11 protein-coding genes, 1 tRNA gene and 3 pseudogenes are annotated in these 10,766 nt (G+C 54.2%); 4 read left to right on the top strand and 11 right to left on the bottom strand.

The features are described 5' to 3' along the window. Window positions 1-84: 84 nt before the first annotated feature. Window positions 85-160: transfer RNA gene (locus NFS22_RS18295), tRNA-Thr, on the top strand. Between the two features lie 199 nt (window positions 161-359). On the opposite strand, the gene NFS22_RS18290 is transcribed toward NFS22_RS18295, so the two are convergent. The 5 genes and pseudogenes from NFS22_RS18290 to NFS22_RS18265 all read right to left on the bottom strand — a co-directional run. Next, window positions 360-1,514: a tyrosine-type recombinase/integrase gene (locus NFS22_RS18290; RefSeq protein ID WP_251319152.1), complete on the bottom strand. Its 1,155-nt coding sequence runs from the start codon at window positions 1,512-1,514 to the stop codon at window positions 360-362. A gap of 2 nt (window positions 1,515-1,516) precedes the next feature. Beyond that, window positions 1,517-1,813: a DUF6809 family protein gene (locus NFS22_RS18285; RefSeq protein WP_251319150.1), complete on the bottom strand. Its 297-nt coding sequence runs from the start codon at window positions 1,811-1,813 to the stop codon at window positions 1,517-1,519. A gap of 119 nt (window positions 1,814-1,932) precedes the next feature. Further along, entirely contained in the window at window positions 1,933-2,172 is a 240-nt protein-coding gene (locus NFS22_RS18280; RefSeq protein WP_338148021.1) for a hypothetical protein, read from the bottom strand. A gap of 515 nt (window positions 2,173-2,687) precedes the next feature. Beyond that, window positions 2,688-3,122, bottom strand: a pseudogene (locus NFS22_RS24155) (helix-turn-helix domain-containing protein). Window positions 3,123-3,325: 203 nt separating this feature from the next. Further along, window positions 3,326-3,436 (bottom strand): annotated as a pseudogene (locus NFS22_RS18265) (DNA-binding protein); the annotation flags it as partial. 369 nt (window positions 3,437-3,805) lie between these two features. On the opposite strand from NFS22_RS18265, the gene NFS22_RS18260 reads away from it, so the two are divergent. Beyond that, window positions 3,806-5,248, top strand: a complete 1,443-nt coding sequence (locus tag NFS22_RS18260; RefSeq protein WP_251319149.1) for a VanZ family protein — start codon at window positions 3,806-3,808, stop codon at window positions 5,246-5,248. A 298-nt stretch (window positions 5,249-5,546) separates the two neighbouring features. Here the strand turns inward: NFS22_RS18260 and NFS22_RS18255 are convergent, their stop codons facing one another. Further along, the gene (locus NFS22_RS18255) at window positions 5,547-6,320 is read right to left on the bottom strand and encodes a CAP domain-containing protein (RefSeq protein WP_023347592.1); all 774 of its coding nucleotides are present in this window, start codon (window positions 6,318-6,320) and stop codon (window positions 5,547-5,549) included. Window positions 6,321-6,553: 233 nt separating this feature from the next. Between NFS22_RS18255 and NFS22_RS18250 the strand changes: the two genes are divergently transcribed. Continuing rightward, the gene (locus NFS22_RS18250) at window positions 6,554-7,066 is read left to right on the top strand and encodes a hypothetical protein (protein ID WP_251319147.1); all 513 of its coding nucleotides are present in this window, start codon (window positions 6,554-6,556) and stop codon (window positions 7,064-7,066) included. A gap of 16 nt (window positions 7,067-7,082) precedes the next feature. After that, window positions 7,083-7,325, top strand: coding sequence for a hypothetical protein (locus NFS22_RS18245; RefSeq protein WP_023347590.1), 243 nt, complete (start codon window positions 7,083-7,085; stop codon window positions 7,323-7,325). A gap of 324 nt (window positions 7,326-7,649) precedes the next feature. Here NFS22_RS18245 and NFS22_RS18240 read toward each other — a convergent pair whose 3' ends face one another. From NFS22_RS18240 to NFS22_RS18225, 5 genes and pseudogenes are all read right to left on the bottom strand, one after another. Continuing rightward, the gene (locus NFS22_RS18240) at window positions 7,650-9,068 is read right to left on the bottom strand and encodes a tyrosine-type recombinase/integrase (RefSeq protein WP_251319145.1); all 1,419 of its coding nucleotides are present in this window, start codon (window positions 9,066-9,068) and stop codon (window positions 7,650-7,652) included. A gap of 109 nt (window positions 9,069-9,177) precedes the next feature. Next, window positions 9,178-9,636: an ImmA/IrrE family metallo-endopeptidase gene (locus NFS22_RS18235; RefSeq protein WP_251319144.1), complete on the bottom strand. Its 459-nt coding sequence runs from the start codon at window positions 9,634-9,636 to the stop codon at window positions 9,178-9,180. A gap of 7 nt (window positions 9,637-9,643) precedes the next feature. After that, window positions 9,644-9,931, bottom strand: a complete 288-nt coding sequence (locus NFS22_RS18230) for a hypothetical protein (RefSeq protein WP_251319142.1) — start codon at window positions 9,929-9,931, stop codon at window positions 9,644-9,646. 15 nt (window positions 9,932-9,946) lie between these two features. After that, window positions 9,947-10,120, bottom strand: a pseudogene (locus NFS22_RS24150) (helix-turn-helix domain-containing protein); the annotation flags it as partial. Window positions 10,121-10,212: 92 nt separating this feature from the next. Continuing rightward, on the bottom strand, window positions 10,213-10,737 hold the full coding sequence (locus NFS22_RS18225) for a hypothetical protein (protein ID WP_338148015.1): 525 nt from the start codon (window positions 10,735-10,737) through the stop codon (window positions 10,213-10,215). Between the last annotated feature and the right edge of the window lie 29 nt (window positions 10,738-10,766).

Below are 10,766 nucleotides of genomic sequence, written 5' to 3'. Positions count from 1 at the left end.
CGGTAGTTCAGTTGGTTAGAACGCCGGCCTGTCACGCCGGAGGTCGAGGGTTCAAGTCCCTTCCGCGTCGCCATTTTATAATTTGCTGCTATAGCTCAGTCGGTAGAGCGCATCCTTGGTAAGGATGAGGTCCCCAGTTCAAATCTGGGTAGCAGCTCCAAAATCCCGCTTGAATCGATTGGTTCTGGCGGGATTTCTCTTGTTTTTGTAACTTTTTGGGTGGATTTATTTTTGCGATTTTCCGCTGACCCATACCGTGACCCACACGGCGAAATGTCCAGAGAGGGGCAGAGAGTGCCAGAGAGTGCCAGACAGGAAGTTTCGCCTTCCTGCCTGGCTTTTTTGCTGGATTTTTCGCTCTACATGACCTGCGCCATGAAATTTCCCATCGTTTCTGCCGCTCTGTTCTGCTGCTGTCGGGTGGCGTGGGTGTAGGTGCGGAGGGTGAAGCCCGCATCATAGTGCCCCAGCATACTGCTGACCGTTTTCACATCTACGCCGTTTTGGAGGGCCAGGGTTGCGAAAGTGTGTCTCAGGTCGTGGAAGCGGATATGCTCCAGTCTAGCGTCCTTCAGTATCTTCTCGTGGAGCTTCACCACCGAATCGGGGTGGTACATCTCTCCGGTGACCGGCGAGGGGAACATATACTGGTTGTCCGGGTGCTTGCTGTGTTCCTGGATCAGCAGATCCACAGCATCCTGTGGGATGGACACCTGCCGAACCGACGTCTCTGTCTTAGGCCTGGAGAGCATCACCTCTCCGCTGGGGTTGCGGACGTACTGCTTGCTGACGGAAATCGTTTTGTGTTCTGTGTCCAGGTCAGACCATAGGAGTGCCACCAGTTCACCCTTTCTCAGCCCACTGACCAGTTCCAGGTAGAACATGGGCAGGACGTCTCTGGCATTGGCGGCGTCCAGGTAGGATTTGAGGTGTTCAGGGAGAAGTGTTTTCATCTCTACCTTCTGCACTTTCGGAGCGATGCAGTCATCGGTGGGGTTGCGTGGGATCAGCCGCTCTTTCACCGCCCTCTCAAATGCGCAGTGGAGGGTGAGGTGGACACTTCTGACTGTGGTGCTGCTCAGGCCGGGATTGCCCTTGCCGCTGCGCTTCTGGACTCTGCCGTGTTCCATCAAGTCTTTGTAGAGCTTCTGGAGATCACGGGAGGTCAGCTTCTTCAGTTTGATCTTCCCGATGCGTGGGATGGTGTAGGTCTCGATGATCAGGTGGTAGCGGTCTGCTGTCGCCGGCCTGACGTTGGGCTTGGCGTAGAGTTCGTACCAACTTCTCAACCAGCTGGCCACTGTGTAGTCCTCACTGCGGCCTACATCCAGACCCGCTGTCTCCTGCTGTGCCTGGGCCAGTTTCTCTTTGACCTCTGCCTGGGTTTTGCCCAACACATTTCTGATGATTCGCTTGCCAGTCTCCGGATCGTAGCCGGCGGTGTACCGTCCCTCCCAGCGGCCGTCCTTGCGCTTGCGGATGTTGCCCTCACCATTTGCTCGTTTCTTTGCCATCGTTATCCACCTCCATTTCTGATATCACCGTCATCTTCGTCCATACACTCAGCCATCAGCCGGACGCCCAGACGGAAGCCCAGGATGAAATTCTCGGTTGCAGTGATGCTGTCGATTTCATGCTGTGCCTTGACCAGCCTGGTGAGGAGTCCACGACCAACTTCATCAAGCATCTCTGTGAGTTGGTTTTCACACTGGGCGGCAGTATTTACTGCTCGCTGCAGCGTTGAGTCCGGTCTCATTATTTTTTCGCAGGGCGTAATATTGCCGTAGTAAAAATCTTCGAGGATTTTTCGCATCTGCTCCGCCTCCTTTGCAGTGACACACCATACCACACCTCGGCGGGAATAGCTACTACTTTTTTCGAGGACTTTTATTCTTTGTTTTGCAACGCAGAATTTGAATAGGGTGTGGGTGATCACAGACCGCCCCTCTGATAGCGGACAGCGTCGTCCAGCGAGATACTGCCGCTGGTTTTTTTCACGTCCTGGACATACCGTCCCCGCAGTGCGCGGAGTTGCTCGTCGGGAATCTCCATCCCCGCCACCAGCACGTTCATCACCATGCCCTGCTCCACCATCAGCTTGAAGAGCAGACGGCAGCTGTCCAGAGGACACATCTCTTTGATGAGTTGCTGTGTCTCAGGGGAGGTTCGCACGCAAACTTGTTTTTTCTCCTGGCATGATGCTCTTCCTGAAATTCGTAAATATCCCCGCCTGGACCCGTCAGTATTGCGGCGACTGTAAGGACAGAGGAAAAACTGACCCCCGACTTGCCCCCAGGGGGTGAAAAATGACCCCCACGCTGATTCTTGTGAAATGGCAGAAAACCACCTATGACGGTCACCTTGCAGAAAGGCGAAACACTGCGCTTTTCTCTCTGAATTTTCTGATACCGACCACCTGCCACAGCAAAAAGTGAAAATTCCGACCACCTATGGAAAAGCCCCGACCCGCTCTGCGGGCGGTGTGGCTGGCCGGGGGACGCATAAGCGACCCCCGGCCTTTATCCTGCACTTTTTTCGACCCCCCGGTTCACCTGCCACTTTCGGTTGTGCTGAATTCACCGGATGGTGCACACCGGCCACACACTTTTGACACGGCTGCGTCTGCGATGGACTGCGGCTTGTTACCCTCCGAGCATCAGCGAGGCCACACAGCGGCACACAGGTCGTCACGATGAGTGCACGCTATCACTGCGGAGTGCGAGTGCCGTTGCGACTCGCTGGCGCTCAGCTGCCACATCCATCTGCGCCAGCTGTTGGTCGTAGAACTGGTCAAGGGCCAGTTGGATCGGACGGATGGTGTGGAGCAGATTGCCGTTGCGCTCCAGTCCGTCTCTCGTGGTGACGGTCGTTCTCTCTGTACTGATGAGCTGCCTCTCCTCCAACCCGCACACATACTTGCGGGAAGTGTTGGTGCTTATCCTCACTGCTCTGCCGATGGTCTTGTAGCTGGGTCAGCACTGGTAGGTGTTTCGATTCTCACAGCAGAGCAGATAGGAGTAGACGGCCAGCGCACCGGGCGACAGTCCCAGCAGGAATATCTCCTTGGGCAGTTGGAAGTAGTTCTTGATTGGATCACGCTTGAGCCAAGGTGTGTATTTCAATCTGCACCTCCTTTGGTGTGTTGAGACACCCACTCCACGAATTTCTCTTTTGGTACTACGAGCCTGCTGCCGATTTTCAGAACAGGGAAGAAAGGGGACCCCGCACAAACGCACAGCGTTTGTGTGGGGAGAGGAGGAGCAACGGAGTGAGCGAGCCCTGCCGCTTGCGGTGGGGCGAGTGATACGGAGTTTGTGACGACGATGTGCATCAACTCGTACCCGCTGGACGGTGAGACGCCCAGCACCTTTGCCACTGTTGCTGCGTTCAGGAACAGTAGCAGCTCGCCGTAGTCCTTGTAGATGGATTCTTTCATGTTGCGCTTGACCTCCATTTCTTTATGACATGATTTCTTTCTCTGCTTTTCTGCAATGACTTCCTCACTCTTCTACCACAACCTCTGATGGCTGAAACGGAACTTCCTTATAAACGAGTTTACAAATTGTTTACCAACAGTTTATTTTTCGTATGCTGAAAAATTTTTAGAAAAAATCACTCGCCAGAACTGAGTTTGGCGAGTGACTGTATCAAAAAATTGAGGAGCGTCTGATAGAGCATAGTACTTTCGATTCTGGCCAGTTCATAGTCTTTAAACTTTTCTTAAAATATCCTGTTTCCAGTTCCGTATTTCAGCAGGTTATGCTATACTGACTGTGTTTTCAGATAAAGAGGAGGAAAACTTACTATGCATGACTTTATCCGTACAATCTTCTATTTGTTCCGGCAGGCAATTCCTCCTGCTTTGATTGGCCTGGCAATAGGAGCAGTACTTCTCGTCCTGCTGAACCAGAAATACCGTCAGAAGGGAATACAGTTTCCGAAAGGACAAGCTGTAGCTGTTCTGTTGCTGTTATGCTACTTGGGTGGACTGGTCTCCATCACGTTTATGAACCGAATTGGAAACGGTATGCAGATGTATCAGCTTTATCCATTCTTGGCGTTTTGGGAAGCATGGAATGCCTTTACACTTCAGGTCTGGCTGAATCCTTTGCTGAACATTGCCATGTTTGTCCCCCTGGGTGTGTTTCTCCCTTTGGCGGCAAAACCCTTCCGACGGTGGTACTGGATGCTGGCGGCAGGAGCAGGAACATCCCTTATTATCGAAGTGGCCCAGTACATCCTTGGCCGGGGACAGGCCGATGTGGACGATCTCATTTGCAATACCTTGGGAGCTATGTTGGGGTACTGCCTGTGTATGTTGTTCGTCAGCTTGTCAGGAAAACGATGGAAAACCGCTGGGGCCTATGCCTTACTCCCGGCCTTGTCCATTGTGGCCCTGACGGGTGTGTTCTTTGCCTACCGTTTCCAGCCCTATGGCAATCTGGAGGATGCCCCCATCTATGCTGCCGACACCAAAGGAGTGGAGTGGGTACTGGAATGTGCGTTATCCGATGAACCGGGGCCATCCGGGGTATATTGGACGGAACCCTTTACCTCGGAAAGTTGTGATGCTTTTGCCGTGGACTTCCTTGGGCGGCAGGGCGCAGAAATCAATTTTGGTAGCCCCGATGTAAATTACTATGACAACAGCACATTCTACTCTGACCATCGCACATATAACCTGATCATAAATCACAATGACCGCTCTTACGAGTACACAGATTATCGGGTGGATAGCGACTTGCGTTACAGTAACAAAGGCGGAAGAATTACAGAAGATGAACTCCGTACCGCCCTGGGGACGTTGGGCATTGATGTACCTGACGCAGCCCAATTTGTTACTGTGGACGAGGAAAGGGGCGAGTATGCGTTCCGGGCAGAATGTGTGGTGGAAGATGGTGTACTGACTGCTGGTGAGTTGATTTGCCACATCGCGGAGGGTGGTATTCTCTATGAGGTGGACAACGCCCTCTCTGTCAGCACCCTTCACGGGAATGCCACTGTAATATCTTCCCAAGAGGCATATGACCTTCTTTGTGCGGGCCGGTTCTCCTGGCAGGACGTGCCGATGTTCAATTACCTGAAGCCCAATCAGGTGCGGGTTACCGCCTGCGCTCTGGAATACATGGCCGACAGCAAGGGGTTCCGTCAGCCGGTCTATGTCTTTACCCTCTCAGATGACCGGGATGCGGAGCTGCGCAGCGGCAACGGCTGGACTACCTTTGTTCCTGCACTATCCGGGTCATGAGTGAGTCAATAGTTGGAAATGTGTCAGCCGTAGGAGAAAACAGTCACATTACGAAAAACTTTTGCAATGTTGGGCGCATTCCCAAAAGAGTTCGGTAAAATTAGCTTTCTCTTTACCAAAGGGCCATGCCGCCAGTCCGAAGTTCTTAGATACTCCTTATTAGAACCCACCAAATGAAAGGCTTTAATTCTTTGTTTTCTGGTACGCAATATCTGAGCAGTAAATCTGTGCTCTGTTTTTGCCACCACGAGAGAGGGCCGTCCAGTTTTCTGGACGGCCCTCCTTGAGGACTATTCGCTTACGCATAGAAATTGATGCTGTTGGGTATTCCAACGAACATGTAGCAGTAGGTGATACCGTCGTACTGGGTCACGCCCACGCCGATACAGTCGCATCTGGGGTCGATCATGGTCTCGAAATGACCGGGGGAGTGGATCCAGTTGTCGACGGCGCGTTGGGCAGCGTCGGCTGTGCCGGTGAACACAGTGAGGTTGTCACCGAAGCCGTAGGGATATCCAGCCTCGGCAGCGGCCTGGCTCTCCTCCGGAGCGTGATGCCAGGTATAGCGCCGGTCGGAGCAGGCTTGGGCGGCGTTCATCAGGGCCTCGCTGACCGGCAGTTCCGGCACCTCGTTGGCCTTGCGGGTCTGGTTGATGAGGCGGATCATCTCCTGCCGTATCTCCAGGTTGTCCGTCAGGCCGGCGCTGTCCCCGCTGGCGGGGGCTTCCGGCGCGGCGGGGGTAGTGGAGCCGACCGTCAGCGTCATGCTCCCATGCTCCCCGGCGCTGTTGGAAGCGGTGATCTCCGCCGTCCCCACCGTCTTGGCGACGGCGACCCAGAAGGTCAGCACCTGCTCCACCGCCACCGTGTCTGGGTCGCTGGAGGTGACGGTGTAGTCCGCACCGCTGGGGCCGATGATGAGTCCGCTGCGTTCTCCCACTTTCAGGGTACTGCCCTTGTAGCTGCTCACTCGAATGGCTGAGGTCTCCACTGCCGTGGCGGGGATAGCGAGGGTTGTTGCGAGGATTGCTGCCGTCAGTGCGACAGTGGTGCGCTTTTTGATACTGGTCATTTGCTTTTCCTCCTGATTTCTGTATTTTAAAGGGCTTTCGCAAGCAACACGATACCGAAATAGGAGGCGAAAGTCGATAGGGATAAACGGAGAAGTACAGAGGTGAAAAGCAAGCGAACTGCACAGTGCCACAGCCCCTATATTGTTTACAGCGTAGCAAATTCTGTATGGGTGGCGGACTTGTATTTTGTGCTCCTATATGGTAAACTGTTACCTGTAAAGAGGTGATAGCGGTGCGGTTTGAGCCGTTTGTACTGGACGGAGAACATCAGCGGGTTCCAGTTTCTATTGAACCGATGACACAGGAGGATGCCGAGTCAACGGATTCTCCGCCGACTTGGCAGACTTCATGGACCAGCGAATATTTGGCTGATGACCGTTTTGAGAAATATGCGGCGAAAGCGGGCAATGAGTTGATTGCACTGGGGGCATACGAAATTCTGGAGCATTCACTTGTGGTTCATATCGCCTATATGGAGGCCCAGCCGGGCTCGAATCCGATGATGGACGGCGGAAGGCCGAAGTACGCTGGAATCGGGCGGCTGATGATTGCCTACGGTATCAAGCTGTCCATTGACAACGGCTTCGCCGGGGACGTTGTGCTGGAGGCGAAGACGGGTGAACTGGCCCGGCATTATGAGCGGGATTTTGGAGCGGTAAGACTTCCGATGTTTGCTTCTTCCGCCCCAAGGTATTTGATAGCGGACGAGGCGGCGAAACGGATCTTTTTCACATACCTTGCTTGACTCAGGAGGTGCTTGGATGGAACACAGAAAAGAAAACCCCGTATCTGATGCGGCGTGGTATTGCCGCAGAGATGCGGAGGAAGATCGGTTTTACGAGATTTTTTTCCAGATGTGCAGGAAGTATGCTGTGAGATGGGCCAGCGCGGACGAAAAAGAGCGGCGGTTTATTGAGGAGATCACCAGAGTCACCTATGAGCGGGAGCGGGCAATCAAGTTGGGACTTCCGCTCTCTGAGGTGCGTCCCGCCTTTGCTTCATGATTTGGGTTTGACCCACACCGTGACCCACACGCGGAAAAAAGCGGGCGGAGACAATGGACGGGAAAGTGCCAAAGACCATGCGCCTCCGCAACAAAAATGCCCCGAAAGTGCTGAACAGCGGCACTCCCGAGGTTTCCAATCACTTGGTAAGGATGAGGTCCCCAGTTCAAATCTGGGTAGCAGCTCCAGTGAAAGCCTTGTGCCGCAACGGTTACAAGGCTTTTCTCATTTCTCCGATAGCCCCGAATTTTTGGGTTTAGCGTCCGTTTAGCGTCCAATCTGGCAAAGGTCTACCACGAAATACACAGTTGAGCGGCCGGGAAGTCAATTCCCGGCCGCTTTTTTCATGCCCCTTTCGGGCGGTTTTTCAGCTCCAACAAGGTCATTGAATCGGTCAAAGGTCTGCATGGCTTTCGCCTGGGCGGAGGCTATGGCGTGGGCATAGATGTTGGCCGTGGTGCTGGCCTGAGCGTGGCCCAGCTGTCGGGAGACAACCACCAGGGGCACACCATCGGCAATCATTAGGGAGGCGTATGTGTGCCGCAGGCTGTGGACCGTCACTTTCGGCATACCCGACCGGGTAATAAAAGCACTGAACCACTGTGTCAGGCTGTCGGGGAACATGGGGGCTCCGGTGTCGGTGGTGAACACCCGCCCGTCCTGATCTTCCCAGGCGTCCCCCAACTGCTCCCGCCTGGTGTCCTGCCAGGCCCGGTACTCCAGCAGTAGCATAATAGCTGCGGTGGAGATAGGTAGAGGTCGGGCCGAGGTGGTGGTTTTCGGTGAGCCCACATAGACCCCCTTGCCGGGCAGATAGTTAGAGGTCTGGCGGATGGTGATGGTATGCTCATCCAGGTCTACGTCTTGCCAGCGGAGGCCCAGTAGCTCTGCCCGGCGCAGGCCGGAAAGAAGGTCGAAGGTGATGGGGGCCCGCCACTTGACCGGCTCGGCCTGCAAAAGCTCCAGGAGCCGCCGGGCATCGTCCTCCTCCAGGTAGGCCGCCTCATGGCCGCCCAGGCTGGGCTTTTCCGCTGCGTCTGCGGGGTTGATCTGGATATAACCCCACTTGACCGCCCGAGAGAGGACGGAGGAGAGAGTACGGTGGTAGGAGATTACACTAGCCGGGGCCAGCGGTTCCCCGTGGGTGGTGACAGTAAAGGCTCTGGCGGTCTTCATTCCCACGGCCTGGGCGATAGCGTCAGCAGATTCTTTGTTGATGGGCTTGCCGTCCATGGCCTGTTTGATGGTGGCCCGGCTGACGCCGGCACGACTGGCAAAAGCGGTCAAGGCCCCTCGCTGTGTCCCGATCCGCTCCCGCAGGTCGATTTTGCAGACGGCGGTGGTGCGGTTGCGGATCCCCTTCTCCTGCAGGTTTTGGTAAAAGCTGTTGATGTGGCCGGTACGGAGGTCGCAGAGCCGAATGTGGCCGATTGCCTGGTTGATGCGCTGAAGGTGCTCTGTGTAGGTGGCTATGGTTTTGGGTTTGAGGTACAGCTGGGCATACTCGGTCATGTACTTTTCTGCGAAGTCGGCAAAGCGCATATTGCCGTTGGAGGTGACCCTGGTCAAAACCTTTTCCTCGAACAAGACCGCTTGCCGCTCCAGCTCCTTCTTGATCTGCCGCTCAGACATCCCCGGTTCTGGTACCCACGTCATATATTGGCGGAGCCGCTTGCCGGCATGGTCATAGCCCTGGGAGACGGTAATTTTATAACCTCTCCCCTGTTTTTGAATGGTTGCCATCTTGCTTTTTCCTCCTGCATTTGATATGATAGGAGGGCAGTTAGGCCGTCGCAAAGTCTACTGCCCTCTTTGTCCTCCTCGGCGTTGGTAGCACCGGGGAGGGCTTTTTTCATGCCCATTCGTCTGCCGGGTGCTCCGGCACGACTTCCCCCATTCGATACTCCGCAAGGGCGTTGCTGACCCCCATATAGGCGGCCGCACGCTCATAACTGCGGGACAAGTAGGGTTGTAATTCCTCGTCGCTATATATCAAGTCAACCGCAAACTGGTTGGCCTCGGTTTCATAGCGGCCAGTGATGATGAAAGTGCGGGTATCCATGAATATCCGATTTAGGCCCTGGTGAAGGAAGGAATGCCCCAGCTCATGGGCGCAGACAAAGCGTGCTGTGGCCTCGCCCAGTTCCGAGTCCAAGTAAATGATATGGCACCGCTTCAGATATTGATAAAAGCCCCGCACCCCCACAAGGGGAGTGTGGATGATGGTGTAGCCCAGCTCCTCCGCAATTCTGAAGGGGTCACGGGTGCCGTGCTTGTCCACCAGCCTCTCCGCAAGGCGTTTAATATCCAATGGCGGTTTACTCCTTTCTGAATTTCTTGGGGGTAAACCGCTCTTTATTTTTGACCTTGGCGGCCTCCAGCCCCAACTTCATAGCGGCCCTGATACTCTCCCGGGCCTCGTCACTCATGGGATCTCCGTCAAACTGCAAATCGCCGGCTGTGTCCAGGGCCTCCATGATCCGCTCCAAGTCACGGGCTATATCCCGCCTGTCCCTATCTGTGAGGGTGGAGGTGCTTTCGCTCTCATAGCTATTTATGTCCTGGAGGATACGGTCATTGTCCAGTTGGAAAAACGGGTCAGTCACATTTCCGAGGAGGTAATCAACAGTAACATTAAAAAAAGCAGCAAGCCTATTCATCGTATCAAAATCGGGTTCACGTTTTCCGGTTTCCCACATTGCGACAGCACCATTGGAAACATGGAATTGCTGTGCAAATTGTATCTGCGTTAATCCCCTATCTTTCCGCAATTCCTTTAATCGTTGTGCGAACATTGATGTCCCCTCCCGAAACAATCTTGTGGCGATAATATCACGGATAGTGAGAATTTGCAAGAGAGAATTGAAAATTCTCACAAAACGTTAAATTAACTGTTGACAATTCTAACGATATGTGAGACAATACGCTCACAAAACGTTAGAAAGGAGACGGTCAAATGAATATGTCTTAGGCTACCCCTCTGGTAGCGGACAGCGTCGTCCAGCGAAATGCTGCCGCTGGTCTTTTTCACATCCTGGATGCACCGTCCCCGCAGCGCCTTGAGCTGCTCATCGGGAATCTCCATTCCTGCCGCCAGCACATTCATTACCATGTCCTGCTCCACCGCCAGCTTGAAGAGCAGACGGCAGATTCGGTTCTCCGTATCCTGCACTGTACCACGCAGGACGGATGCCAGCGCGGGCGGCAGATAGGCAGTGGCATCCTGACCTGAAACGTAGCCGGCGTAGAACAGCGCGGCCTTCTCCAGATACTCACTGCGGCTTTTGCAGTTCGCAATTTTCATTGCTCTGTCCATCACCTCCAGTGTGGATGGGTACAGCCAGACGGGGATGCGCGTCTTGACTTCTGCGGGTGTGTTTGGTTCCACCGAAATGTGCGTATTTTTGCTCATTGGAAAATTCCTCCTTTTTGTTGGAAAAC

Source organism: Flintibacter muris (assembly GCF_943192995.1).
GTDB lineage: Bacteria > Bacillota > Clostridia > Oscillospirales > Oscillospiraceae > Lawsonibacter > Lawsonibacter muris.
Note: the sequence above shows the minus strand (reverse complement) of the source record. Positions and strands in the feature narration are given on the sequence as shown.

Excerpts from the sequence above, each read along its gene's own strand:
- NFS22_RS18290 (WP_251319152.1), bottom strand. The coding sequence starts at position 1,514 with ATGGCAAAGAAACGAGCAAATGGTGAGGGCAACATCCGCAAGCGCAAG.
- NFS22_RS18285 (WP_251319150.1), bottom strand. The coding sequence starts at position 1,813 with ATGCGAAAAATCCTCGAAGATTTTTACTACGGCAATATTACGCCCTGC.
- NFS22_RS18260 (WP_251319149.1), top strand. The coding sequence starts at position 3,806 with ATGCATGACTTTATCCGTACAATCTTCTATTTGTTCCGGCAGGCAATT.
- NFS22_RS18255 (WP_023347592.1), bottom strand. The coding sequence starts at position 6,320 with ATGACCAGTATCAAAAAGCGCACCACTGTCGCACTGACGGCAGCAATC.
- NFS22_RS18245 (WP_023347590.1), top strand. The coding sequence starts at position 7,083 with ATGGAACACAGAAAAGAAAACCCCGTATCTGATGCGGCGTGGTATTGC.
- NFS22_RS18240 (WP_251319145.1), bottom strand. The coding sequence starts at position 9,068 with ATGGCAACCATTCAAAAACAGGGGAGAGGTTATAAAATTACCGTCTCC.
- NFS22_RS18225 (WP_338148015.1), bottom strand. The coding sequence starts at position 10,737 with ATGAGCAAAAATACGCACATTTCGGTGGAACCAAACACACCCGCAGAA.